This is a genomic window from Couchioplanes azureus, assembly GCF_014648355.1.
Lineage (GTDB): Bacteria > Actinomycetota > Actinomycetes > Mycobacteriales > Micromonosporaceae > Actinoplanes > Actinoplanes azureus.
Genome location: NZ_BMQY01000013.1, coordinates 137,439 through 162,533 on the forward strand (window position 1 = coordinate 137,439; position 25,095 = coordinate 162,533).

Annotated in this window: 19 protein-coding genes; 11 read left to right on the forward strand and 8 right to left on the reverse strand. The window is 69.8% G+C overall.

Annotated features, from left to right (window positions below; all coding sequences use genetic code 11):
• Positions 1 to 482 precede the first annotated feature (482 nt).
• Both IEY99_RS31300 and IEY99_RS31305 read right to left on the reverse strand, forming a co-directional pair.
• On the reverse strand, positions 483 to 725 hold the full coding sequence (locus IEY99_RS31300) for a hypothetical protein (protein WP_189207705.1): 243 nt from the start codon (positions 723 to 725) through the stop codon (positions 483 to 485).
• 224 nt (positions 726 to 949) lie between these two features.
• The gene (locus IEY99_RS31305) at positions 950 to 1,510 is read right to left on the reverse strand and encodes an SMI1/KNR4 family protein (protein WP_189207706.1); all 561 of its coding nucleotides are present in this window, start codon (positions 1,508 to 1,510) and stop codon (positions 950 to 952) included.
• 164 nt (positions 1,511 to 1,674) lie between these two features.
• On the opposite strand from IEY99_RS31305, the gene IEY99_RS31310 reads away from it, so the two are divergent.
• The gene (locus IEY99_RS31310; protein WP_189207707.1) at positions 1,675 to 3,318 is read left to right on the forward strand and encodes a DUF11 domain-containing protein; all 1,644 of its coding nucleotides are present in this window, start codon (positions 1,675 to 1,677) and stop codon (positions 3,316 to 3,318) included.
• A gap of 353 nt (positions 3,319 to 3,671) precedes the next feature.
• On the opposite strand, the gene IEY99_RS31315 is transcribed toward IEY99_RS31310, so the two are convergent.
• Positions 3,672 to 6,755 carry an IPT/TIG domain-containing protein gene (locus tag IEY99_RS31315; protein ID WP_189207708.1) on the reverse strand — a complete coding sequence of 1,028 codons (3,084 nt, stop codon included), beginning with the start codon at positions 6,753 to 6,755 and terminating at the stop codon, positions 3,672 to 3,674.
• A 319-nt stretch (positions 6,756 to 7,074) separates the two neighbouring features.
• Between IEY99_RS31315 and IEY99_RS31320 the strand changes: the two genes are divergently transcribed.
• A complete protein-coding gene (locus IEY99_RS31320) occupies positions 7,075 to 7,914 on the forward strand; it encodes a DUF4142 domain-containing protein (RefSeq protein WP_229799421.1) in 840 nt (279 codons plus the stop codon).
• Positions 7,915 to 8,250: 336 nt separating this feature from the next.
• A complete protein-coding gene (locus IEY99_RS31325) occupies positions 8,251 to 8,556 on the forward strand; it encodes a helix-turn-helix transcriptional regulator (protein WP_373293474.1) in 306 nt (101 codons plus the stop codon).
• A gap of 202 nt (positions 8,557 to 8,758) precedes the next feature.
• Here IEY99_RS31325 and IEY99_RS31330 read toward each other — a convergent pair whose 3' ends face one another.
• Together IEY99_RS31330 and IEY99_RS31335 are read right to left on the reverse strand one after the other, a co-directional pair.
• Positions 8,759 to 10,132, reverse strand: coding sequence for a permease prefix domain 1-containing protein (locus IEY99_RS31330; protein ID WP_189207710.1), 1,374 nt, complete (start codon positions 10,130 to 10,132; stop codon positions 8,759 to 8,761).
• Positions 10,129 to 10,500: a PadR family transcriptional regulator gene (locus tag IEY99_RS31335; RefSeq protein ID WP_189207711.1), complete on the reverse strand. Its 372-nt coding sequence runs from the start codon at positions 10,498 to 10,500 to the stop codon at positions 10,129 to 10,131. Before IEY99_RS31335 ends, IEY99_RS31330 begins: the two co-directional genes overlap by 4 nt.
• Before the next feature lie 272 nt (positions 10,501 to 10,772).
• Between IEY99_RS31335 and IEY99_RS31340 the strand changes: the two genes are divergently transcribed.
• Entirely contained in the window at positions 10,773 to 11,015 is a 243-nt protein-coding gene (locus IEY99_RS31340; RefSeq protein WP_189207712.1) for a hypothetical protein, read from the forward strand.
• Positions 11,016 to 11,215: 200 nt separating this feature from the next.
• On the opposite strand, the gene IEY99_RS31345 is transcribed toward IEY99_RS31340, so the two are convergent.
• Positions 11,216 to 11,815, reverse strand: a complete 600-nt coding sequence (locus IEY99_RS31345) for a GNAT family N-acetyltransferase (RefSeq protein WP_189207713.1) — start codon at positions 11,813 to 11,815, stop codon at positions 11,216 to 11,218.
• Between the two features lie 578 nt (positions 11,816 to 12,393).
• Here IEY99_RS31345 and IEY99_RS31350 point away from each other — a divergent pair.
• The 3 genes from IEY99_RS31350 to IEY99_RS31360 all read left to right on the forward strand — a co-directional run bounded on the left by IEY99_RS31350 (position 12,394) and on the right by IEY99_RS31360 (position 16,817).
• Positions 12,394 to 13,839, forward strand: coding sequence for an alpha-amylase (locus IEY99_RS31350; RefSeq protein WP_189207714.1), 1,446 nt, complete (start codon positions 12,394 to 12,396; stop codon positions 13,837 to 13,839).
• 114 nt (positions 13,840 to 13,953) lie between these two features.
• A complete protein-coding gene (locus tag IEY99_RS31355) occupies positions 13,954 to 14,700 on the forward strand; it encodes a hypothetical protein (protein ID WP_189207715.1) in 747 nt (248 codons plus the stop codon).
• Positions 14,697 to 16,817 (forward strand): bifunctional polysaccharide deacetylase/glycosyltransferase family 2 protein, encoded by a 2,121-nt coding sequence (locus tag IEY99_RS31360; protein ID WP_189207716.1) that lies wholly within the window; start codon positions 14,697 to 14,699, stop codon positions 16,815 to 16,817. Before IEY99_RS31355 ends, IEY99_RS31360 begins: the two co-directional genes overlap by 4 nt.
• Positions 16,818 to 16,870: 53 nt before the next feature.
• On the opposite strand, the gene IEY99_RS31365 is transcribed toward IEY99_RS31360, so the two are convergent.
• Positions 16,871 to 18,850 (reverse strand): ABC transporter ATP-binding protein, encoded by a 1,980-nt coding sequence (locus IEY99_RS31365; RefSeq protein WP_229799422.1) that lies wholly within the window; start codon positions 18,848 to 18,850, stop codon positions 16,871 to 16,873.
• On the reverse strand, positions 18,851 to 20,581 hold the full coding sequence (locus tag IEY99_RS31370; RefSeq protein WP_229799423.1) for an ABC transporter ATP-binding protein: 1,731 nt from the start codon (positions 20,579 to 20,581) through the stop codon (positions 18,851 to 18,853). It lies immediately after the preceding gene.
• A gap of 122 nt (positions 20,582 to 20,703) precedes the next feature.
• Between IEY99_RS31370 and IEY99_RS31375 the strand changes: the two genes are divergently transcribed.
• The 4 genes from IEY99_RS31375 (at position 20,704) to IEY99_RS31390 (ending at position 25,093) form a co-directional block, all read left to right on the forward strand.
• Positions 20,704 to 21,405, forward strand: a complete 702-nt coding sequence (locus IEY99_RS31375; RefSeq protein WP_189207718.1) for an endonuclease/exonuclease/phosphatase family protein — start codon at positions 20,704 to 20,706, stop codon at positions 21,403 to 21,405.
• A 78-nt stretch (positions 21,406 to 21,483) separates the two neighbouring features.
• A complete protein-coding gene (locus IEY99_RS31380; RefSeq protein ID WP_229799424.1) occupies positions 21,484 to 22,857 on the forward strand; it encodes a glycosyltransferase in 1,374 nt (457 codons plus the stop codon).
• Between the two features lie 20 nt (positions 22,858 to 22,877).
• Complete coding sequence (locus tag IEY99_RS31385) at positions 22,878 to 23,915, forward strand: DegT/DnrJ/EryC1/StrS family aminotransferase (protein ID WP_229799425.1); 1,038 nt, start codon at positions 22,878 to 22,880, stop codon at positions 23,913 to 23,915.
• On the forward strand, positions 23,912 to 25,093 hold the full coding sequence (locus tag IEY99_RS31390; protein ID WP_189207720.1) for a cytochrome P450: 1,182 nt from the start codon (positions 23,912 to 23,914) through the stop codon (positions 25,091 to 25,093). The genes IEY99_RS31385 and IEY99_RS31390 overlap by 4 nt, the downstream gene beginning before the upstream one ends.
• The last annotated feature ends 2 nt before the right edge of the window (positions 25,094 to 25,095 follow it).

Here is a 25,095-nt window from a genome sequence, read left to right on the forward strand (position 1 = left end):
CGCTCTTCCCGATCGCAGAACAGTCCGGCCCAGCGCGGTCGTCAGCGGAACTACGTCGCCGGCTCGGAAGCCGACGGCCTCGCCGGGCAGCGCGGACGCATCCCGGATCGACCGTCAGGGTCGTCTCGGGCTGCCGGTGACGGTGCGACGCTGGTGCGGGCTGACGTAGGGTTCGCGGGTGTTGCTGGTCGCCGGCGTGGCCGTCGGCCGTCTTGTGATTCATCCGCCGGCGGCGTCGGACGCGATGATCGGCCGGGTGCACGCCGAGGTGTTCGGCGGTGATGCCTCATGAGCACCGAGGTCACCGTCGGTGGCCGACCCGAGATCGACGCCGCCCTGCTGCTGCTGGCCAAGCTCCAGCGGCCGCGAAATACGGCCGGCTCAGCTCCACCATACTCAGCAGTCAGGAGCTCGGCGTCTCTCACCAGAGTGAGCCGCCGACGTACCGCTCCGGCCGGTCGATCCCTCTCAGCGGTAAGTACCTACCGCGGAGCTCGGCGGCTGAGGCACTGTTGTGCTTCGGCGATCGTGGCTTCGTCGCCCTGGTTGAGGGGCCAGAAGGTGATCCAGTGCGCCTCTGACGTCAGTGAGTAGATGTCGGGCTTTCTGACCTGCCGGAGTCCCTCCCGGGCCTTTGAGGGCTGCTGGTGCTGGTCGAGGTAGGACAGGGCGATGATCTGGCTGCCGTCGGCAGCGTTCACGGTGGCGGAGGTGAGGACCGTCATGCTGGCGTCTCCTTGGCGTGCGCCGGAGACGATGGCTTGCACGGTGGTGCTGTCCGCCTCGGGACATTGCGGCCCGGCGGATGGCGGGGCGGTCTGTGGGGTCGCCGTGGTGTTGGCGCAGCCGGCCAGCGCCAGCAGGACTGCACCAAGCAGGGCTTTGCAGGTGCGTGAATCCAGATGTACAGCGGTGCGCTTCGCGTTGGCGGGTCGCCTGCTGGTGCGGTTCAGTTCCCTGTCAGCTTGTCCGGGCCGACGGTCAGGGTTCGCTCGCGCATCGGTGCACCGGTTGTCAGGGTTGTCAGCAGCTCGTCCAGCAGGACGGCGATGCTGGGCCAGCCGAGGTTGCGGCGGGCTCCGGTGCCGTGTTGGACGGTGAACACGGATCCTTGGGCGGGTCCGGGGGTGTGGTCGACGACAAGGATGCTTCCGGCCCAGGCGGAGCCGATCGGTAGCCGTTCGCGGCTCCACGGCCAGGCGGCTTCGGCGGGGTCGGTGAAGGTCTCGGCGACGACCTGGTTGTAGGTGCGCCACTCGTCGAGGGCGTCGTCGAGGGTGAGGAAGCCGTGGTCGGGGGCCAGCCAGAACGGCTGGGGAAGGCCGGCGCTGCCGTTGTGCCACCGGTACAGCTCTTGCACTTGCGGTAGCAGCCGTATGCCGGTGACGGCTTCGAGGTGGCCGAGGTCGGCGGAGCTCGCCGGCGCGGGCAATGTGGACTGCACCGCCGGGCAGTGGCTAGCGAGCCAGGTGTCGATCTGTTCCAGGGTGCCGGTCACTGACTCCTGCATACCGCCGTCGTCCGAACCGGCGGGGGCACCCCTGTCAGCAATGCCGCGGGGCCGCAGGTGGGACATCGATGGAGCGCTTCATGCATTACTGTCGCCGTGGGGACGCCGAGGGACGGCTGCTCCTGGAATCGGGGGATGCTGTGCCGTTGTCTCGTATCGTCGCCGTGCCTGCGGCGCTTCTTGCCGTTGCCGCCGGTGTCGCCGTTCCCGCCGGCTCTGCCTCCGCGGCCGACGAGCGGGCCGATGTGGCCGTCGAGATCACGGCGAAGCGCAATGTTCTTCCCGCCGGCGGGTGGTCCGACATCGAGGTGTACGTCCGTAACGACGGTGCGGTGCCGGCCGCCGGGGTCACGGTCGCTTTGACGCTGCCGCCGCAGCTACGTGCGTCCACCTCCGAGAGCACCAGCGACTGGGAGTGTGACTGGGAGCATCCGGTCATGTCCTGCACGCATGTCGGGGACTTCGCGCCGGGCGAGTCGACCCGGGTGATCCGCCGGACCGTGGAAGTTCAGGAGGCGGCGCCCGGCGACGAGCTTGTGGTCAGCACCTCCGTGACCACCTCTTCGCCGGAGGCGTCGACGGGCAACAACACCGCGTCGCGGGAGATTCGGATCGTCGATACCGGCGAGGTCCGGGGGCGGCTGTGGAACGATCTCAATGCCGACGGGGTTCGGCAGGCCGGGGAGCCGGCGGCTACCTCCGTGGGCCTGTCGATCCGGTCGCAGGACGATGAGGATCAGTACGGGTTCTCCAACAATCACAACGGTACGTATCGGGAGTCCGTACCCGTCAAGCGGTTCAAGGTTCTTACCGAGCTGCACCGGTTCAATTGGCGGTTCACGACGCCGGACGTCGGCGGTGACGACACGGACTCGGATCTGCGGCCGGTGCTGGAGACCAGTGAATCCCAGTACGGCGAGACGCCCGTCTTCATGGTGGACCCGGCGACGCCCACCGTGGTCGACCTGGGTGTGGTTGCCGCCTATCGCCCGACGAAGATCTCGCCCGCGACCGCTGCACAAGGGTCGACGACCGTCGTGACGCTCACGGGGGAGTCGTTCAGCACGAGCCTGGAGCCGACTCTCACGCGCTCCGGCGCCGAGCCAGTCGCAGGCGTGATCACGAGCGTCGCGTCCGATCGCAAGACCATGACCGTGTCCTTCCCACTGGCGCAGGCGGCGCCGGGCACGTGGACGCTCGCGATCGACCGGCTGTACGGCCCGCACGCCGAGGTCGCGGACGCGTTCGTCGTCACCGCGCCCCAGGTTCGTGCCACCGCTGCGCCCACGATCACCGGGACGCTCGCGGTCGGTTCGACGGTGAAGGCCACGCCGGGCAGCTGGACGCCGGCGGTGAGCTCGTACGTCTACCAGTGGTCGGCCAACGGCGCCGCCATCCGCGGGGCAACCCATGCCTCCCTGCCGATCACCGCGGCCATGCTGGGCAAGCGACTCAAGGTCACGGTGACCGCCCAGCGCACCGGTTCCTCGCCGGGCGCGGCGTCCTCGGCGGAGTCCGCGGCGATCGTCAAGGGCAAGGCGGCGAAGGCGACCAAGAAGCCTTCGATCACGGGTACGGCGAAAGTCGGCCGGACCGTGCGGGCGGCCGTCGGCACCTGGTCGCCGAAGGCCGACTCCTACCGGTACGAGTGGCGGCTCAGCGGAACCGTCGTCCGCGACGCCACCGGCGCGACGCTGAAGCTGACGTCTTCCATGCGCGACAAGAAGCTCACGGTGACCGTGGTCGCCCGCAAGGCCGGCCACACGGACGGCAAGGCGACCAGCGCCGCGGTCAAGATTCGCCAGTGAGGTCAGCAGTCGGGTGATTCGCCGGGATCGGGGATGTCCGCGGGCGGGTCCACCGCGACCTGTCACGAGCGTTCACGGTCCGGGGCGTCGGCGAAGTCGGCGGAGGACGCGGAGCAACTGCAGCGCCCGTCCGGCGCTCGCCGCCGGGCTGAAGCTGCGTGCGCAGCCGCTGCCACGCCCCATCGAGGGTCCACCGCCGGAACCGGGAGTAGGCGCCCTTCCAGGAGCCGAACTCGCCGGGCAGGTCCCGCCGCGCCGACAGATCCGTCGACGAACCGTCACGTCCTATCAACGAACCACTGATTCGAGAGCCGCCCCTAGCGCGACCGCGACTCTCCTCGACGACTTCAGGGCTAGAGGGACGTCACCCAGGTGAAGGTGGCGTTCCCGCCGCCGGTGCTGAGGCCGCCGGGCGTGGTCACCTGGATGGCCGCCGAACCGGCCGTGTGGGTGGGCAGAACCACTCTGATCTGGCTCTCCGAGACCCGGGTGAAGGCGACGCTCACGCCGCCGACGGTGACCCGGGTGGCCGCCGTCAGAGCCGTACCGTTGATCAGCACCGTGGTCCGTGCCGTGGTGAGCCCGCGCGAGACGGACAGGCTCGTGACGGTGGGTAGCGGCGGCGTGACGTACGTGTAGACGCCGTTCGCGGTGACCGAACTTGTCCCCGCGGGCGTGACGACCTGCACGTTCACCGGGCCGGTCACAGTGCGGGCCGGCAGGGTGACGCGCAGCTGGGTCTCCGACACGGCTGTGAAGGGCGCCGGCGTGCCGCCGACCAAAACCCGTGACGCCCACCGGAAGCCCTGGCCGTCGACCAGCACGCTGTGCGTCGCGTGCGTCTGCCCCCTCGTCTCCGACAGCCCGGTCACCGTCGGCACCACCGCGGCGAGGTACCGGAAGTCGGTGCCGGTGTGGGCCTCGCTGTGCCCTCCGGGCGTGAAGACGAAGACGTTGACCCACACCCCGTTGGCCTGCGCCGGCAGGACGGCGCGGATCTGGTTGTCCGACAGGACGGAGAAGGTCGCGGTGCGCTCGCCGACGGTCACCCGGGTGGTGCCCCGGAAGTTGGCGCCGTTGATCAGCACCGTGGTCGGGGCGTGCGACGGCCCCACGTCGGTGGACAGGCCGGCGATCACCGGCCGCGGCGGGTGGACGTAGTTCAGTCGCCCGGCGCTCACCACGGCGCTCGTGCCGTAGGGGCTCGTGATCGTCACGTCGACACCGCCGGTCGTGGGCCGCGCCGGCGCCACGAACTGCATCGAGGTCGGCGACAGCACCCGTACCGACGTGCCGGCGGCCGTGCCCACGCTCACCCGGCTGGCCCCGGTCAGATTCGTGCCCGTGACCGTGACCAGGGTGCCGCCGATGGTGAGGGCGCTCTGCGTGCTCAGGCTCGTGATGGCCGGCGGCGGGTGGTAGGTGAAGCGGGTGGCGGTGGTCGCCGTGCTGGTGCCGGCCGGGTTCGTCACGGTCACGTCGACGGTGCCGCCCTCGATGTACCGCGGCGTGGTCACCGTCAGGTTGGTGACGCCGCGGACCACCGAGGTCCGGAACAGGGCACTGACGCTGCCGAATGACACCCTGCTGGTGCTGGCCAGGTTGGCGCCGGTGAGGGTCAGCGTCGTGCCGCCGGCGGCGAGCCCACTGAGCACCGACAGCCTGGTGACGGTCGGCCGGGCCACCTGTAGCGGAGCCTGCCCCAGCGCCTGCTGGAACTCCAGCGCCGCCCGTGCCTTCGGCGCCTCGGACAGCGGCTGGGCCTGGTACTCGCGCAGTCCCCACGCGCCGTGCTGGGACATGCCGCCGGTGGCGAGGAAGAGCATCATCGTGCCGCCGCCCAGCTCGCGCCACAGGTGCAGGTACCGCGCGTAGATGTCGCGCATGCGCGGGCTGCGGTTCACCGCGTGGAACCGGTCGGTCAGCGCCCGGACCGAGGCGATGGCCGGGTTGTTCGGGGCGTGGCTGGCCATATTGACCAGGTGCTGGCCGCCCTCGTAGGCGACGAGCGCCAGGCCGTACCGGTTGGCGATTTCCTTGTGCGCGGTGATCTCGTTCCGCATGTCGATCTCGACCGAGCGCTGGCAGGCGTCGAGTAGCCGGTCCGGGGTCTCCCGCAGGACCGCCGCGCGGACCGCCGGGTCGTCGGTGCCGGGGAACTGTCGCTGCGCCGAGCCGCTCAGCCACGTGTCGTTGCAGTGGATGTACGGGGCGATGGCGGTGGCGTCAGCCCAGTCGGCCGCCCGCCGGCCCTCGGTCGCCTCGTCGCTCCAGTCCAGTACGTGCTGAGCCGTGTAGTTGTTGGCGGACTGCAGGCCCAGTACCCGGACCAGCCGGCTGTCGGCGTCGGTGCCGAAGACCTCGTTCCAGAGCTTGAAGATCTCCACGGAGCGGCGTGCCTGGTAGCGGAAGCCGGCGACCCAGTCGGTCTCGGACAGGCCGAGGCGCACTCCCTCCCGCTGGGCATAGAAGGTCTGCGGGTACCCGTACGCGGTGTTCCACATCTCGTTGGAGTACTCGATGTAGACCCGGCGACCCGGCTCCAGGTGGTCGCGGAACACACGGGCGAAGTTGCGGACGAAGTCGTCGTCGGCCTGGTGCGGGATGTTCACCCAGGCGTCGGCGTCGAGCCGGTTGGCCAGCTCGGCCATCAGCTGCGGCGCCACCGCGCGGGTCTGAGTGGCCTCCTGCATGGTCGGGTAGTCGGTCCACCGCACGAACGGCGAGCCACCGTTGGTGTGCATCCAGTCCATGAAGCGCAGCGTCCTCATGCCGGAGAGGCTGGCCAGGAAGGCCGGGTGGAAGACCTGACCGGTCGGGTCGCCCTCGTAGCCGGGCATCCAGACGTGGATGTTGCGCACGGGGTTGCTGGGATCGGTACGCGTGATGGCGAGGAAGCCGGTCCGGCCGGGCACCAGGTCGTACTCGAAGCGGTTGGCGGTGACGTTGGTCATCGTGCCGTTCTCGCGCAGCGAGACGTCGCCCGTGCCCTCCCAGGTCACCACGTATCGGCCGGCCGGCCACTGGCCGGAGGTGAAGATCGGGGAGTCGACGTACTGGTTCGGCTCCAGCCGGGTCACCCAGCCGTGCTCGTCCAAGGCGATCGCCGGGCCCCTGCCCCAGCCGTAACCGGGGCGACAGTTGTAGGCGGTGGTCAGACCGGGGCAGGAGGTTTCCTGGCTGACCCACTGGCGCGCCGTCCGGAAGACGTCCACGAACGGCGTCTCGGGGGTCCAGTCGTTGATCCCGGTGAGGTTCACCCCGAGGCTCGTCGCGGCGGGCGCCTCCACGGCCGGCGGGGCGCCCTCGGCGGCCGCGCCCGGCACCGCCGAGACGTGCAGCGTGCCGCCCAGCGCGACGACAAGGCCGACCGCGCCCGCGACTGCCCGTCGGCCGGCGGCGGCGAGCTCGCCGCGCCAGTGGAACTTCGAACCCACCGCTACCTCCCGTTGCCACACCTCTACGCAGAGTGGTGATCTGTGGCAGTTCATCGGCCGCGACGGGGCGGACCCAAGCCGAACCGGCCGGTAACTAGCGCCCGACACCCGAATCTGCCCTGCTGGAGGTGGTCGCTGGTCGCCCGACACCCAACTCGGCCGCGGCGACCGGTTGAGCTCCGGGCGAGGCGTCGTTGCATGCCGTCCACGGGCGGGCGACATCGTCATGTCCCGTGCCTCTGGCAACTACTTCTGACATGGGTTGATCCCGAGCGGGCCGGCGTGCGTACTTCAGCCTGCATAGATAGTGAATTCACGAATGGAGATTCACGTGTTGGCCGTTCCGGGGATGTGGTCGTGGCGTCGTTGGCTCTCGGGTGCGGCGATGCTCGTCGTGGCAGCGGTCCTGCTCGATCCACAGGGCGCGCGGGCGGAGCCCGGCGTTCCCGAGCCGCCGAACGGGTTGCTGAGCGACCGCGGCAGGGGCGATCTCTCGGACGCCGACCGCGATTTCGCGACGAAGGTTCGCCTCGCCGGGTTGTGGGAGATTCCCGCGGGTGAGATGGCGCAGCAGAGGTCGGACGACCCCCGGATCCAATCCATCGGGCGCGAGATCGCGGCTCAGCACCAGATTCTGGACAAGTTCGTCCGTGATGCTGCGAAGAAGCTGGACATCGCTCTGCCGGACGAGCCCAACGCGGACCAGCAGGGGTGGCTCGACGAGATGCGCGACGCCGAGGGCACTGACTTCGACAAGATCTACATCGACCGGCTCCGCGCCGCTCACGGCAAGATCTTCCCGGCCATCGCGACGATCCGGGCGAGCACCCGCAATGACACGATCCGCAAACTGGCGCAGCGCACCAACCAGTTCGTGATGACGCACATGACCCTGTTGGAGAGCAGCGGCATCGTGAACTTCGCCGCGCTGCCGACGGCACCGCCGCCTGCAGCCGGTAACGGTGGGCCGGCGGACACTGTGCGCGTTGCGGCGGCGGCCAACTCCGAGACCTCATCGCCGATAAGCGGCACATCGATGCTACTGATTGTCGCCGTCGCGCTGGCCAGCGTGGCCGGAACGGTGTTCGCGATGCGGCGCCTGTCGCAGGCTCCGAGGCGGCGTTACCGACGGCAACAGGGCCGGTACTTCCAGTCCTGATTCGCCTGCCCGGGTTTGCGGGGCTCCGGGCCCCGGCGGTCTTGGCCATGCGGGTAGGGGCAGGACGATCTTGGGCCCAATCATCCGTCCGGTGACCGCACCGTCGAGACCCCGGGTCCGGACTGGCGGTGACGCGTACGATGTTCGAGTTCTCTGCCTCGCTGGATTTGAGTACTCACGAATCCTGCTTCGTGGGTGAAGCTGCCTGGGAAGGTGAAAGGGGAAGCCGGCCCTCTAAGTCGCCATAATCTACGATGTGCCATTCTCGTCTGGTCGTGCGCGTTCACGCGGGGCGACGTGATCGGGAACGGGCGGAGATGGGGGCGAGAGATGTCGATGCCGGAAGTGGAGAAGCGCTCGGGATCGAGCGTGCGGACCTGGACATTTCTGACCAACCACGCCCACGTACTGCTGGCCATCGCCCGCGACCCCACCGTGCGCCTGCGCGATGTTGCCGACACCATCGGCATCACCGAACGCGCCGCGCAAGCCATCGTCACGGACCTCGAAGCCGACGGCTACCTTACTCGTGAGCGCGTCGGGCGCCGCAATCAGTACACCGTCAACGGTGCCGGTCGGTTCCGCCACCCCGCCGAAGCGGACCGGCACATCGGCGACCTGCTCAAACTGTTCACCGACTGATCGGGCAGACACATCTGGCGGGTGCGCATCCGACTGGGCGGATCAGCCTTGATCTAGTTGCAGGTCCCTTCGGGCGAGCGTGGTCGATCTCGACAGCTCCGGACGGCGGGCGGCGGGGGTAGCTCCGGGTCAGCGCGAAGCCCCCCGCCGCCCAAGACCCACCGCACGGCATCGTCCGGAGGCATCCATTGCGTCGTCGGGGTCAGCGGAAGCTGAACAGTGGGGGTAGGAGCAGGACCACGGTCCAGAACCAGAGGGCGTAGACCGGTAGGTAGACGGTCTGCCAGCGTTCGATTGCCGAGAACGTGCCGCGGCGGCGGACGAAGTGCAGCAGGAGCCAGGCTGACCAGGCCAGGTTGGCCAGTAGGACGATGTTCTCGCCCAGGGCGGCCACGTTGTTGGGGGTGGTGCCGTATTCGGCGATGCGGCCGGCCATGGTGTAGAGGACCAGGGCGTCGATCACCAGTGCGCTCACCACCAGGGCCAATTGCAGCACGTCGAACGGGCCTCGAGGCGCCTGCGGGTCACGGGCCGACAGGGAGTAGAGGAGCAGGCCGAGGACTACTGCCAGCAGCAGGTCGAACATCACCAGCGTGTCGCGGTCGATGTCGATTGCCCGGCCGTTCCAGCCGATGGTGATCAGGAAGGCCAGCAGCGCCACGGTGAACAGCGGGGTGAAGATCCTGGTGAGAACCGGGGCGATGTTTTCGATGACGCCCTGTTTGACTTCGACCAGCCAGCCGGCGACGACGGTTGCGGCCACGAAGCCGCAGGGGATCACCCAGTTTCCGACTACGGTGTCCGACTCGACGTCGATCGCGTCGAAGATGCCGTACAGGAAAGCAATGAGGACCCCGCCGCCGAGGCCCATGAGCACCAGGTAGACGAACCACTCGCCGGTGAAGCGGATGAAGTCCATCCGCCGCCGGGCTGAGCGCAGATCGTCGGAGACGTAGGCCAGCCCGACCACCAGCCACAGGGCGATCGGCAGGTGCGTGGCCATCAGGCCGGCCGACTGGGAGTCCCCGTCGAGCGGGTAGGCGTTGGCCACTACGGCGCCGAGCACGAACAGCGCTGCCAACGCACCGCCCACACCGGCGCCGGGCCGCCGCCGCCATAACAGGAACCCCGCCAGCCAGGGCAGCGCGAACAGGGCCAGGTTGATGCTGTAGAACATGCCATCGTCATTGACGCTGCGTCCGAACAGCTCCGGAATCTTGATCGAGACGGCGGCACCGAACGCGCATACCAGCATGGCGAGCACGTCGCGCCGGGATCGGCTCCGGCGCACCGGGTCGCCGGCATCGCCGGTGAACATCAGCTGCTTCCACAGCCGTTCGGAATGCTCGCGGGCGAACTCGCGGGACAGGTCGTCCAGGCCGCCCATCCGCTTGACCGCGATGAGGAACGCCTCGTCGGCGGCCAGCCCCTTCGATACCAGCCCGTCGACCGAGTCCCGGAGGTGGTCCTCCAGCTCGTCGGCGTCCGACTCGACCAGCTCCGGGCGGCGGCGCACGTACTCGCGCCATTGCGCGAACTGGGCCTCCAGCTCGTCCTTGCCGTTGGTGACCGTCACGCGTTGCCCTCCAGAGTGGTGAACAGGGGCCGGATGTCGGCAATGCTCGGCCAGACCTGCTGGAGCGCCTCGACGACCGTCCGCCACTGACGTTGCTGTTCGGCCAGTTCGGCCAGGCCCTGCCGGGTGATGCGGTAGTACTTGCGGCGCCGCTCCCCCGGGACCACCTGCCAGCTCGACTCGACGTGACCGAGACGCTCCAGCCGGTGCAGCAGGGGATAGAGGAGGCCCTCGGTCCAGTCCAGTTCGCCGCCGGACAGGTCACTGATCCGGCGCAGGATGGCGTACCCATAGCTCTCGCCCTCGGCGAGGATGCCGAGCACGATCGGTGTCGCCGAAGCCGCCACCAGATCTTTGGTCACCCGCACGAGCGCCCCCTTCATACCTAGAAGTACGAGGCATAGTAGTGCTAGGCATCAAGGGCCACAACGATCCGGCGGTCTACGACCCTCTCCGGCGTCGTCGTCCTCGAACATCTCGTCAGCAGCGCCTTCAGTACTGTGCTTCCGCGCGGTACCAGCGCCCTCGAATCCATGGCCTGATCACGCCGGGGCGGACCCGCACGACGAAGCGCGTCCGCTTCTGCTACCGATCGGGCATGCAGACACGCTCGGGTACGACGCTCGATACCCTCACGGACATGCAGATCCAGCTGGGCCGCGGTGACGACACCACTGGTGTCGTCACGACCGAACCGATCTTGGTTCGCCGGCAGATGCTCGTAACGACGGTGGAAGCCGGCGACTGGGCGGTGGAGCTTGCCGAACCGTTGAAGCTGGAAGCCGGCGACTATGTCTGGGTACGCGGCGCTGCTGTTCACGTCCGGCGCTCGAGCGGCGACACCGTTCCCTACCAAGGAGACGGTGTCTGGCTTTGCCGTTAGCCGATGGAACGAGTCGAGCTTCGTAGCCAACATCCTGATCTGCCGCAGTGCGCGCGTCGAGGACCGCAGCGGAGGAGCAACGGGAGGGACTCACGCTCGTCTACGCACGCCGATGATCCAGGCGCCCGCATGCGGTGATCGAAGCGCATATTCAGATGAGCACATCTGCCGCCGTGCGTACGCCGGCTGGCGCAGAGTCGTCACCATCCGTGGCCCGCGCGGTCACCCCGGATGCGCGCGTGCAGATGCATGTCGTGCCGCCCGTCGGCGTGGATTCCCGCGCTCCGCATAGTGCCCTCCAGCCGGAATCCGGCCTTCTCGGCGACCCGGCAGGACGCGATGTTGCCGGTCGAGTGGTCCAGGTGGAGCCGGTGGAATCCGGTGTCGCCGAGCGCCCAGTCGCCGAGGGCAAGGAGTGCGCCGGATGCCACGGCGGCGCCGCGGGCGGCCGGTAGCACCCAGTAAGCGCATCCGGCGTTGCCGTCGTCGAGGTTCCAGCCGCCCAGAGCGATGCGACCGAGCACGTCGCCGCCGCGGGTCACCGCCCAGTGCCCAGCCCGCTCCTGCGTCCAGTCGTCGCGGTAACGCGCGAACCAGTCGTGCACGTCCGCGACGGTCGACGGCCGGCGGGTGTGCCAGCGGCGGATCGCGGGGTCCTGGTAGGCGTCGAGGAATACGGGAGCGTCCGAGAAGACCCATGGTCGCAAGATCAGGTCCCCGGGCCCGTTCAGGGTGGGTTGGGCGGTCGACGCGAGGGTGCCGGCTGGGATGGCCGGCGGCGTCGAGAGGTAGGACGTCACCCGCCCGAGTTTGCCTCACTTGCCTCGTCGCAGGTCACCGCCTGCACTCCCAGCAGGCAGAAGGCTGTCCGCTCGGGCCCGTACCGTGTCCGCACGATCCCAGTCGGCAGGTGCACCTGGTGCTCTCGATCTGCTGCAAGACGGCCGCGGGCGGGAACTGCGTGAGCATCCCCTCGCCGCGCACCGCTCCCTGTCCGCCGGCGGTTCGGGACGGGCGGCACCGGCATGGATGTGAGCTGGCCGTTTCGCAGGTGGAACAGCTTGCCTGGACAGCTGGACGGCCGGCCCTGGCTGCCTTACGTCGGCCGGTCCGTGCCTGATCCCCACGGCGCCGCTCCTCTAGCGATGCTGTTACGAACGGCCTCGCGCCGTGTTGATCGGCGGTTCGGGGGGCCAGCGCCGGAGGCCGACTCGCGCCCCGGTTCGCACCGAGCCAGGCATGACCAGCGGTTACGCATCCCAGAACGACGTATGCGAATGCTTGACGGTTTCTTGCAAGCTCTGTAGGTTCTTGCACCAAGTTTTCCTGAGTGTTTCAGGGATGTTGCGTCCTTCGGCGTACGGGGACAGGAGCCGGCATGGGCAGACGACGGTGGGCGGCGGTTCTGACCGCCGTACTTGTGGCGACCGGGCTGAACGCCTGGGCCGGGCAGCGCGACACCGCGCACGCGGCGCCAGGTGCCAAGGACGTCATCGTGACCCTCTTCGAGTGGAACTGGGTGTCGGTGGAGCGGGAGTGCCGGGACTACCTGGGCCCCAAGGGCTACGGGTACGTCCAGGTGTCGCCGCCGCAGGAGCACATCAAGGGCGACCCGTGGTGGGCCTCCTACCAGCCCGTCAGCTACAAGATCGACTCGAACAAGGGAGACCGCGGCGCCTTCGAGCAGATGGTGGACGCCTGCCACGACGCGGGCGTCAAGGTCATCGCCGATGTGGTGATCAACCACATGGCCGAGGGCTCGGGCAACGGCTGGGCCGGCAGCCACTACGGCAACCGGGAGTACGACGGCATCTACCGGAGCTGGGACTTCCACGACGGCTGCGTGATCCAGGACTCGGACTACCGGAACGACGCGTGGCGGGTGCGCAACTGCGACCTGCTGAAGCTGCCGGACCTGAAGACCGAGACGGACTACGTGCGCACCAAGCTGGCCGGGTACATGAACGACCTGCTCAGCCTGGACGTGGACGGCTTCCGGATCGACGCCGCGAAGCACATGACGCCGGACGACATCAACGCCATCAAGGGCAAGCTGGGCAGGACGACCGCCGGTACGCACCCGTACCTCGTGCAGGAGGTCATCTGGGGCCAGCAGGAACCGATCACGCCCGAGCAGTACACCGGCGTGGGCGAGGTGCACGAGTTCCGCTACGGCCGCGACCTCAAGCGCGTCTTCCAGAACGAGAAGCTGGCGTACCTGCACAATTTCGGCGAGTCCTGGGGCTTTGTCAACGGCACCGTGGGTGTGCCGTTCGTGGACAACCACGACACCCAGCGCAACGGCACAACCCTGAGCTACAAGGACAACGCCGCCTACACGCTCGCCAACGTGTTCATGCTGGCCTGGCCGTACGGCTCGCCGTCGGTGATGTCGGGCTTCGAGTTCGGCCACAAGGAACAGGGCGCGCCGAAGGACGGCTACGGCAAGATCAAGGACGTCACCTGCTTCAACGGCGAGTGGAAGTGCGAGCACCGATGGCCGCAGATCGGCAACATGGTCGGCTTCCACAACACCGTGAAGGGCACCGCCGTCACCCACTGGTGGAGCAACGGCAACGACCAGATCGCCTTCGGACGGGGGGACAAGGGTTTCCTGGTCATCAACGACGAGAGCGCCGGCGAGTCCCGCAGCTACCAGACCGGGCTACCGGCGGGCACGTACTGCGACGTCGTCAAGGGCCAGCCCACCGGGACCGGGTGCAGCGGTGGATCGGTCACGGTGGACGGCTCCGGCAAGTTCACCGCCACCGTCGGCGCGCACGACGCGGTGGCCCTGCACGTCAACGCCCGGGCCGGCGCCTGACGCGGGACGCCCGCACGACGGGTACCCCCGTCATCACCGAGGATGAGCGCTACCTCGCCGGGAATATCTCCGTTATGGGATTAACAGGATATTTCCCCCCGCATCCGAGGTGCCGTGAACATCGAGCGAACCCGTCCCCTCGCCGACTCCCCCGTCTTCGTCGACGAGGTGGGACGGCGGCGACGCTGCATGGTGATCCTCGGGCGAGCGGGGGTGGCGGTGCTCGTCGTGACGGTCGGGACCGTGGTGACCGCCCTGGCCGGCGGCGCCCGAATGGCGCTGCCGGGGTTACCCGACGTGATCGCCGCGCCGGTCGAGCGCGTCATCGAGAACATCGCCGGCCGGCCGGCCCGGCCGCAGGAGGGGGCGACCGCCGCGCGGGGCGGGCCGCACCAGGGTACGGGCGCCGTACCGGGCACGCCGGCGGAACACTCGCCCGGCGCGCCCGGTGGGCCGCCGGAACGGGCGAGCGTGCCAGGGGCGGTCGCCGGTTCGCCGGGGCCGTCCACTCCGGTCGCGGGCCGGCCCGACGGGAACGTCGCCGTCAGCCCCGGATCGGTCCCGGCCACCACCACCGCGGCCCCCCACGGGACCATCGGCACGGCGGGCCCGCCGGAACCGACGCCGGCGCCCCGCCCCACCGGCGCAACCGGCACCCCCCGGCCAGAGGAGCCTGCGCGCGAGCCGCGACCCATCAGGACCCGCCCCGTGGCGACGCATCCGGCGCGGGGCGGCTCCGACGCCGGCCAACACGGCCGCAGCCGCGCCGCCACCGCGTCGGCGCGGACCGGCCAGGCCGCCGCGCCGACGCCGTCCTCGCAGGACTCGGAGAGCCGCCCCCACCGGCAGCGCGACCGATGACCCGCCCCGCCGTGCGGGATCCCCGCCTGCACTGGGTGGCGCTGTGCCTGGTCATGCTGCTGCTGTTCATCGGGTTGTGCCTGAACGGGTACGTGCGCCACGTGGGCGCCGAGGGCAGCGGCCCATCCCCCACGGACCCGGGCGCCGCTGCCGCACCGGCCGAGCTCACCGGCGGCGGCCCGGTGCTGCGCGCCGGTACGGGCGAGCCGGTGCGCAGCTCCTCGATGCCGCCGGGCGTGCTCGCGCTGACCTTCGACGACGGCCCCGATCCCCGATGGACGCCACGGATCCTCGACGTACTGCGCCGCCACCACGCCCGCGCCACGTTCTTCGTCCTCGGCTCGAAGATCAACGCGTACCCGGAGTTGACCCGCCGCATCGTCGCGGAGGGCCACGAGCTGGGCGTCCACACGTACACCCACGTGGACCTCGCCAGCACGCCCGCGTGGCTGCGCCGCATGGAGCTGGCCGCCACCCGGACCGCGATCGCGGCGGCGACGGGACGGCAGACCCGCCTGATGCGCCCGCCGTACTCTTCCACGCCCGACGCCGTGACCGCCGCCGGTGCCGACGCGCTGGCGCAGGCCGGCGACGAGGGCTACCTCGGCGTGCTGACCGACCTGGACAGCGAGGACTGGCACGAGCGGGACGTGGCGGCGATGGTGCGCGCCGCGACGCCGACCGGCGGGGCCGGTGCGGTCGTGATGTTCCACGACGGCGGCGGCGACCGCGGCCGGACCGTCGAGGCGGTCGATCGGCTGCTGACCTCGCTACCCACGTACCGGTTCGCCACCGTGCCGGCCGCGCTGCGGATGGAGCCCGTCGCCGCGGCGCCGGCCGGCCTGCGCGCCCGCGGTCACGTGCTGCGCGCGGTGCAACAGGGCGCCGCCTGGCTGTCGACGGCCATGTCGGTCCTGCTCGCCGTCGCGGTCGTGGTCGGGCTGCTCCGCCTGCTGTTCCAGTTGTGGTACACCCGCCGGCACCTGCGCCGCGCGCGGGCGGCCCGCGGCGCCGTCCGGCACTTCGGGCTGGTCACGGTGGTAGTGCCGGCGTACAACGAGGCGGCGAACATCGCGGCCACGGTACGGTCGCTGACCGCCGGCGACTACCAGCCTCTCGAGGTGATCGTCGTGGACGACGGCTCCACCGACGACACCGCCACGATCGTGGAGGGGCTGCGCCTGCCCGGCGTACGGGTGATCCGGCAGGCCAACGCCGGAAAGCCGGCGGCCTTGAACACCGGCATCGCGGCCGCCCGCGGTGACCTGCTCGTGCTGGTCGACGGCGACACGGTCTTCGCTCCCGACGCCGTCACCCGCCTGGTGCAGCCGTTCGCGGACGTGTCCGTCGGGGCCGTGTCGGGCAACACGAAGGTCGCCAACCGGGGCGGGCTGCTCGGCCGCTGGCAGCACCTGGAGTACGTGATCGGGTTCAACCTCGATCGCCGCATGTTCGACATCGCCCGGTGCATGCCGACCGTACCCGGGGCGATCGGGGGCTTCCGCCGCGCGGCCCTGCGCGAGGTCGGCGGCGTGTCCGACGCGACCCTGGCCGAGGACACGGACCTCACCATGGCCGTCATCCGCGCCGGCTGGCGGGTGGTCTACGAGGAGTCCGCGATCGCCTGGACCGAGGTGCCGGCCACTCTGGGCCAGTTGTGGCGGCAGCGCTACCGCTGGTGCTACGGCACCATGCAGGCCATGTGGAAGCACCGGCGCAGCGTCGTCGAGGGCGGTGCCGGGGGTCGACTCGGCCGGCGCGGCGTCGGATACCTGTGCCTGTTCCAGGTCGTGCTGCCGCTGACTGCACCCGCGGTCGACGTGTACGCCGTCTACGGCCTGTTCTTCCTCCCGTGGTGGCAGATCGTCGCGGTGTGGGCCGCGTTCCAGGCCCTGCAACTGCTCACCGCCGCGTACGCGTTGCGCCTCGACGGCGAACCGGTCCGGCCGCTGTGGAGCCTGCCGTTGCAGCAGGTCGTCTATCGGCAGCTCATGTACCTGGTCGTGGTGCAGTCCACGGTCGCGGCGCTACTGGGCAACCGGCAGCGCTGGCAGCGGATGCACCGCACCGGTCAGGCCGACCTGGCGCTGACGGCGACGCAGGCCGATCACCCGTAGGCCATTGCGGTGCGGACGCGCCCGATCGTGCGCCGAGCGCGGCGGCATGCCGATCACCTCGATCCCGGGCGGGACGGATCAGCCACCGCCGAAGCGGACCGACACGCTTGGACGACAGGCCGATTGTCCTGCGAACGGACCAAGCCGGCGTACGCACCGCCGGCCCGCAGGAGTTCGTCGTGGCTCCCCTGCTCGACGATTGCGCCGTCGCGCATCACAATGATCACGTCAGCGTGCCGGATGGTGGACAGACGGTGCGCGATGACGAACGTGGTCCGCCCCGCGCGCAACGCGGACAAGCCCTGTTGGATCAGCGCCTCCGTACGGGTGTCGACCGAGCTGGTGGCCTCGTCGAGCAGGAGCAGGACCGGGTCCGCGAGGAAGGCGCGAGCCAGTGTGATCAACTGCTTCTCGCCGGCGCTGAAGCCGGTGGCGTCCTCGTCCAGCACCGTGTCGTAGCCCTGCGGCAAGGTGCACACGAACGGGTCCAGGCAGGTAGCCCGGGCCGCAGCGACCACATCGTCGCGGGTGACCCCCGCCCTGCCGTACGCGATGTTGTCCGCGATCGTCCCGGCGAACAACCACGTGTCCTGCAGCACCATGCCGGTGCGGGAGCGCAGATCGGCTCGGCTCATCGTGCTGATGTCGTGGTGGTCGAGCAGGATCCGACCGTCGTCCACCTCGTAGAATCGCATCAGCAGGTTGGCGAGAGTGCTCTTGCCGGCGCCCGTCGGGCCGACGATGGCGACCGTGCTGCCGGGCTCGACGATGAGCGACAGATGTTCGATGAGCGGCGTATCCGGCGCATAGCGAAAGGACACGTCGCGAAACTCGACACGGCCCCGCACATGGGTTGGCTTCTGCGGATTCACGGGATCGGATTGCTGCTCGCCGGCCTCGAGCAGTGCGAAGATGCGGGCCGCCGACGCCACTGCGGACTGCAGCTGCCCGGAGGCGCTGGCGAGCTGGCCGATCGGCTGGCTGAACTGCCCGGAGTACTGCACGAATGCCTGCACGTCGCCGAGCGAGATGTTCCCGGTGGCCACGCGCACCGCGCCCACCACGGTGACCGCCACGTAATTGAGGTTGCCGACGAACATCATCGCCGGTTCGATGACCGCGGAGAGGAAGGTCGCCTTGGCGCTGACCTGGCGCAGCGTCTCGTTGTCGGCGTCGAAGGCATGCTCGGCACCCGTACGCTGGTCGAAGATCTTGATCAGCGAGTGTCCGCTGTAGGACTCCTCGACCCGCGCGGACAGGGTGCCGGTGGCCGCCCACTGCTGGTCGAACAGGGGTTGCGACCGCACCACCAACCGGGACACGATCACACCGGACAGCGGCACGCTGACCAGCACCACCAGGGCCAGCAGCGGGGACAGGAAGAACATCAGCACCAGCACGGTGAGCACGGTCAGCGGCGCGGTGACGACCTGGCCGAGCGCCTGCTGCAGGGTCTGCTGCACGTTGTCCACGTCGTTGGTGACTCTGCTGACCAGGTCGCCGCGCTGATGGCGGTCGAAGTGAGCGAGCGGGAGCCGGGACAGCTTCTCCTGCATCCGCTCACGCAGATCGGCCACAGCGAGCTGGACGACGCGGGCGGCCATCCGGTCCTGGGCCAGCTTCACCGCGGAGGCGGCCACATAGACGACGACGGCCAGCGCGAGGATTTTCCCGATCGCCGAGAAGTCCATCCCGCGGCCGGGCACCAGATCCACGGTCGACAGCACGTCGGCCAGGGTGTCGCGGCCTTGCGCGTGGTATTGCGCGATCAGTTCGGCGCGGGTCGTCCCCGCGGGTAGGCCACGGCCGAGCGCACCGGCGACGATCAGATCAGTGGCCCGGCCGAGCAGCAGGGGACCAGCCGCGCCCAAGGCGACACCGACGACGCCGAAGATCACCATCACGACGACCCGGCCGCGGTATGGGGCAAGCAGCCCCAGCACCTGCATGAGGCCGGTACTCCGGGCTTCTGTGGTCGACGAGGGTTCGCGGACCCGGCGCCGCCCGGCCGGACGGCTCTCGGTGATGGTCACTCACCCTCCCTGCGGTTCGAGCTGGGAGACGGCGATCTCACGGTACGTGGCATTCTGCGCCAGCAGTTCGTCATGGGTCCCGGTGCCGACCAGCTTGCCGCGGTCCAGTACCAGGATGCGGTGCGCGTCCCGGATCGCGCTGATCCGCTGCGCCACCACCAGCACGATCGCGTCCGCGGTCTCCCGCGCCAGGGCCGCCCGCACCGCGGCGTCGGTGGCCGCGTCCAGGGCGGAGAAGCAGTCGTCGAACAGGTAGATCTGCGGGCGGCGGGCGAGCGTACGGGCGATCGCCAACCGCTGACGCTGGCCGCCGGAGACGTTGGTCCCACCCTGCGTCAGCGGCGCGTCCAGGCCGCCCGGCATGGTCTGGACGAAGTCACGCGCCTGGGCCACCTCGAGGGCATGCCACAGCTCGTCGTCCGTGGCGTCCGGATTGCCGAAGCGCAGGTTGCTGGCGACCGTGCCGGAGAACAGGTACGGCCGTTGCGGCACCAGCCCGACGATCCGGCTCAGCGCGGCGGAACTCATCTCCCGCACGTCCACACCGTTCACCCGGATCACTCCGGCCGTCACGTCGAGCAGGCGTACGATCACCTCCAGAAGTGTGGTCTTTCCGGAGCCGGTACTGCCGACCACCGCGACCGTCTCCCCCGGCCTCGCCACCAGCTCGATCCCGTCCAGGATGGGCCGTTCGGCGCCGGGGTACCCGAAGCGGACGGCGCTGACCTCCAGCAGCCGGGCGGGCTGCGGGTCGCGCGGCGCGGCGGGTGCGAGCAGGTCAGGCTCGCTGCCCAGCACCACGGTGATCCGCCGAGCGGAGGCCTCCGCGCGCGGAATGGTCAGGAAGACGAGCATCGCGGCGACGGTGGCCATCAGGATCAGCGCCTGATAGCCGAGGAAGGCGGTCACGGTGCCGACCTGCACCGCGCCGTCGTCGATGCGGACGGCCCCGGCGTACAGCAGGGCGGCGGTGAACAAGTTCATCACCAGCAGCACCGCCGGGAACATCGCGGCGGTGAGCCGGCCGACCCTGAGCGAGATGGCGAGCAGATCGGCGTTGGTGGCGGCGAACCGGCGGCGTTCGTGCTCTTCGCGCACGAAGGCGCGGATCACCCGGACACCGGAGATCTGCTCGCGCAGCACGTGGCCGATGCGGTCCAGGCCGGTCTGCATCCGCGCGTAGAGCGGGCCCAGCCGAAGCAGGATGACCGACGCGGTGACCGAGACGGCGGGGACGATCAGGGTGATCAACGAAGCGAGCGGGAGGTCCGAGCGAACCGCCAGGACGACCCCGCCGGCGCAGACGAAGGGGGCGGCGAGCGCGACGTTGAGGGCGGTCAGGACGAGTTGCTGGACGTGCTGGACGTCGTTGACGGTACGGGTGACGAGCGACGAGACACCGAAGCGGGAGGCCTGGTGCACCGACAGGTCGTGGGTGCGGCGGAACACCGCGGCGCGCAGGTCACGGCCGACCGCGGTGGCCGTACGCGAGCCGATCCAGACCGCGACGACGCTGAGCGCCACCTGCAGCAGCGCCGTCACCACCATGATCAGCCCGGTGGCGAGGATACGATCGCGGTCGCCCTTCACCACACCGTTGTCGATGACGTCGGCGGTCAGCGCCGGCAGCGCGAGGGTGCTGCCGGTCTGGGCGAGCTGCACCAGCACCAGCAGCACCAGCGTGCCGGTGTACGGCGACAGGCGGCCGCCCAGGAGCCGGAGCAAACTCACGGCAGCCCCCTTCGCCGGACGATCCTGCCGACGCACAGCCTGCACCGACCGGATCCAGGGAATTCCTAGAGTCGTCCCGGGCATGCTGGACGTCAGCCCCGGCACCGATCGGAAAGGTGGCTATGGTCATCCGTCTCGCCAGCCTGAACCTGCACTGCGGGCTGGATCACCGCGGCGCCCCGTTCTCCGTCAAGCAGGCGATCGCCGCGCTCGACACCGACGTGATCGTGGCCCAGGAGAACTGGCGGGCGCACGGGTCGGTGAGCCTCGCCGCGTCCGCGGCGGCGGACTGCGGCTACCCCTCGTTCACCGAGCTCGACCTCGTACCTGACACTCCGCTGGCGGATCTGGAGGTGGTCAGCGGCACGGCCCCGGACGAGAAGGGGGCGTGGGGGCTGGCCGTGCTCAGCCGCGTCCCCTGGACACGGCACCTCACGGTGCCGATCGGCGCCGCGCCCGGCGATGTGGTCGGTGAGCGATCCGCGCAGGTCATCGAGTTTCCCGGCCTGCGGATCGTGAATGTGCACCTCACCCACCGGCTGCTGCACGGGCCGGCCCAGCTACGGCGGTTGCTTGCCGTCCTGCGCGCGGACGTCATGCCGACGGTCATCGCGGGTGACCTGAACATGTGTCGCCCGACTGTCTACCTGGCCCGCGGCTTCCGGCCGGCGGCGCGCGGCCGGACGTGGCCGGCGCACCTGCCGCTGGCCCAGCTGGATCACGTGCTGGCGGGAGACGGCGTGCGGGTGACCAACGCCATGGTCGGTCCCGGCGTGGGGTCGGACCACTTGCCGGTGCGAGCGACGATCTTCCCGCATTCGTAGCCCGGCGCCGGTGCGGCCCGGGCCGCGCCGCGGCAGGTCTAAGGAATTCCCCGGTGCCGGCCGTGGGATCAAGATGGGGTGAACCCCGCAACCGCGCCCGCTGCCCGGCCCGTGCTGTTCGTCAGCCTGCCGGAGAGCGGGCTTCTGAACCCGATGCTGGTGCTCGCCGCAGAGCTGGCTCGTCGAGGCGTACCCGACCTGTGGTTCGCCACCGACGAACCGCGCCGGGCGGACGTGGAGGACATCTCGGTCCAGTTCGCCTCGCTGGGCGCGGTGGTACCCGAACTCTCCGCGGTGACCTGGGACGACAAGGTCTACGCCGAGGTCACCCAGCAGAGCCGGTTCAAGGCGCACCGCGCGGTCATCAGGCACACGTACCGGCCGGATCTGCAGGCGGCGAAGTTCCGGGCGCTGGCCAAGGTGGTGGACAAGGTACGCCCGTCTCTGATGGTGATCGAGTCGTTGTGCGGCTTCGCCGTCGACCTGGCGCTGACCCGCGGGGTCCCGTACGTGCTGAGCGTGCCGTTCCTGCCCAGCAACATCCTCACGGCGCACAACCCGTTCGCGAAGTCGTACACGCCCAAGGGCTTCCCGGTGCCGCACTCGGGACTGCCGGCCCGGATGACGCCGGCCCAGCGTCTGCAGAACCGGATGTTCAAGCTGCGGACCCTGGCCATGTTCTTCCACCCGGCCATGGGCAAGGTGCTGTCCGAGGACGCCCGGATCCGCAAGGAGCTGGGTCTGTCCGCGCCCAGCCCGATGACCAGGGTCGACGAGGCCCGGATGATCCTCTGCGCGTCGATCCCGGAGCTGGACTACCCGTTCGAGGTGCCGGACAAGCTGAAGCTGGTCGGCGCAGTGATGCCGCCACTTCCCGAGGCGTCCCCGGACAACGAGGTGGCACGCTGGCTCGACGCCCAGGAGTCGGTCGTCTACATGGGCTTCGGCACCATCACCCGGCTCACCGCCGGACAGGTGGGTGCGCTGGTCGAGGTGGCCCGCCGGCTCGACGGCCGCCATGCGGTGCTGTGGAAGCTGCCCACGCAGCAGCAGCACCTGCTGCCACCCCCCGAGCGGCTGCCGGGCAACCTGCGGATCGAGAACTGGCTGCCCTCGCAACTGGATGTGCTGGCTCATCCCGCGGTGAAGGTCTTCTTCACCCACGGCGGTGGCAACGGCTTCCACGAGGGCGTGTACTTCGGTAAACCGCTGGTGGTCCGGCCGCTCTGGGTGGACTGCTTCGACCAGGCCGTCCGGGGCCGCGACGCCGGCATCAGCCTCACCCTGGACCGGCCGATGACCATCGACCCGGACGACGTGGTGGACAAGCTGACCCGCGTGCTGACCGACCCCGGCTACACCCGGCGCGCCGAGGAGCTCGGCGCGCGCCAGCGCGAGGCCGGCGGCGCCCGGGCCGCGGCCGACCTGATCATCCAGGTGATGTCCCGATGAGCTACAAGTACCCGGTTTCCATGCCATCGTTGGACGGCCGGGAGCTGGAATATGTGACCAGGACCATCGGCGACGGCTGGATCTCGTCGCAGGGTCCGTTCGTGCCCCGGTTCGAGCAGGCCTTCGCCGATTACCACGGCATCGCGCACGGGGTGGCCTGCTCCTCCGGCACCGCCGCACTGACCCTGGCGCTGCGCGCGCTGAACGTGGGACCCGGCGACGAGGTGATCGTTCCCGAGTTCACCATGATCGCCTCGGCGTGGGCGGTCACCTACACCGGCGCCACGCCGGTCTTCGTGGACTGCGGCGACGACCTGAACATCGACGTCACGAAGATCGAGGCGGCGATCACCGCACGTACCCGGGTGATCATGCCGGTGCACATCTACGGCCGGCGCTGCGACATGGACCCGATCATGGATCTGGCGTTCCAGTACAACCTGCGGGTGGTCGAGGACTCGGCCGAGGCGCACGGCGTCCGGCCGGTCGGTGACATCGCCTGCTTCTCGCTGTTCGCCAACAAGATCATCACTTCCGGCGAGGGCGGCATCTGCCTGACGAACGACCCCGGGCTGGCCGGCCAGATCGCCCACCTGCGCGCGATGGCCTTCACCGCGGACCACAGCTTCCTGCACAAGAAGCTGGCCTACAACTACCGGATGACCGCCATGCAGGCCGCAGTCGCCCTCGCACAGACCGAACGCCTCGACGAGATCCTGGCCCGCCGAGCGCAGATCGAGAAGCGCTACGACGACGGTCTGCGCGGCGTCCCCGGCATCACTCTCATGCCTCCGCGCGACGTGCTCTGGATGTACGACGTGCGCGCCGAACGCCGCGAGGAGCTGCGCGCCCACCTGGCCGAGGAGGGCATCGAGACCCGGTTGTTCTTCAAGGCGATGAGCCGCCAGCCCGGATACCTGGACGAGCGCTGGCCCGCGCTGAACGCGACCAGGTTCAGCGAGGACGGCTTCTACCTGCCCACCCACACGTCTCTGACGGACACCGACGTCGACTTCATCGTCGCCAGGGTCCGCGAGTTCTCGGAGAGGCCCTCATGACCGGCACCGCCGCACCACTGGTCGTCGACTTTCCGCTGCGCAAGGAAGGCGAGCAGTTCCCACCGCCGCGGTACGTCGAATACCGCCGGCGGGAGGGGCTGGTGCTGTCGTACCTGCCGGACGGCAAGCCGGTCTGGCTGGTTACCCGGCACGCGGCCGTCCGGGAGATCCTGACCAGCAGGAAGGTCAGCTCGAACCCGGATCGCGAGGGCTTCCCGAACATCGGGGAGACGATGGGCGTACCGCGCCAGGACCAGATCCCCGGCTGGTTCGTCGGCCTCGACTCCCCCGACCACGACCGGTTCCGCAAGGCGCTGATCCCGGAGTTCACCGTGCGCCGGGTCCGCGAGATGCGTCCCGCCATCCAGGCGGTCGTCGACAAGGTGGTCGACGACCTGCTCGCCTCCGGCGGTTCCGCCGACCTGATCAACGACTTCGCACTGCCCATCCCGTCGCTGGTGATCTCCGCGCTGCTCGGCGTACCGACCGCTGACCGGGAGTTCTTCGAGTCGCGCACCCGCACCCTCGTGGCCATCCGGGCCTCCACCGACCAGCAGCGCGACACCGCCAGCCGGGAACTGCTGCGCTACATCAACCGGCTGATCGAGATCAAGTCGAAGTGGCCGGGCGACGACCTGCCCAGCCGGCTGCTCGCGGGCGGTGTGCTGCACCCGCAGGAACTGTCCGGGGTGCTGCTCCTGCTCCTGATCGCCGGGCACGAGACCACCGCGAACAACATCGGCCTGGGCATCGTCACGCTGCTGGAGAACCCGCAGTGGATCGGCGACGACCGGATCGTCGAGGAACTGCTGCGCCTGCACTCGGTGGCCGATCTGGTCTCGCTGCGGGTGGCGGTGGAGGACGTGGAGATCTGCGGACAGGTGATCAAGGCCGGCGAGGGCATCGTCCCGCTGGTCGCCGCGGCGAACCACGACGAGGCGGTGTTCGCCTGCCCGCACATGTTCAACCCGGAACGCAGCGCCCGGCAGCACGTCGCGTTCGGGTACGGCGTCCACCAGTGCCTCGGGCAGAACCTGGTCCGGGTCGAGATGGAGCTGGCGTACCGGACCCTCTTCGAGCGGATCCCTGGCCTGGCCCTGGCGGTCGGCGAGGAGGGTCTGCCCTACAAGTACGACGGCGTGCTGCACGGCCTGCACGCGCTGCCGGTCCGCTGGTGAGT

What these genes read in the sequence shown, in the direction of transcription:
- IEY99_RS31300 (WP_189207705.1), bottom strand. Translation starts at nt 725, where the DNA reads ATGACGGTCCTCACCTCCGCCACCGTGAACGCTGCCGACGGCAGCCAG.
- IEY99_RS31305 (WP_189207706.1), bottom strand. Translation starts at nt 1,510, where the DNA reads ATGCAGGAGTCAGTGACCGGCACCCTGGAACAGATCGACACCTGGCTC.
- IEY99_RS31320 (WP_229799421.1), top strand. Translation starts at nt 7,075, where the DNA reads ATGGAGATTCACGTGTTGGCCGTTCCGGGGATGTGGTCGTGGCGTCGT.
- IEY99_RS31325 (WP_373293474.1), top strand. Translation starts at nt 8,251, where the DNA reads ATGCCGGAAGTGGAGAAGCGCTCGGGATCGAGCGTGCGGACCTGGACA.
- IEY99_RS31340 (WP_189207712.1), top strand. Translation starts at nt 10,773, where the DNA reads ATGCAGATCCAGCTGGGCCGCGGTGACGACACCACTGGTGTCGTCACG.
- IEY99_RS31350 (WP_189207714.1), top strand. Translation starts at nt 12,394, where the DNA reads ATGGGCAGACGACGGTGGGCGGCGGTTCTGACCGCCGTACTTGTGGCG.
- IEY99_RS31360 (WP_189207716.1), top strand. Translation starts at nt 14,697, where the DNA reads ATGACCCGCCCCGCCGTGCGGGATCCCCGCCTGCACTGGGTGGCGCTG.
- IEY99_RS31375 (WP_189207718.1), top strand. Translation starts at nt 20,704, where the DNA reads ATGGTCATCCGTCTCGCCAGCCTGAACCTGCACTGCGGGCTGGATCAC.
- IEY99_RS31385 (WP_229799425.1), top strand. Translation starts at nt 22,878, where the DNA reads ATGCCATCGTTGGACGGCCGGGAGCTGGAATATGTGACCAGGACCATC.
- IEY99_RS31390 (WP_189207720.1), top strand. Translation starts at nt 23,912, where the DNA reads ATGACCGGCACCGCCGCACCACTGGTCGTCGACTTTCCGCTGCGCAAG.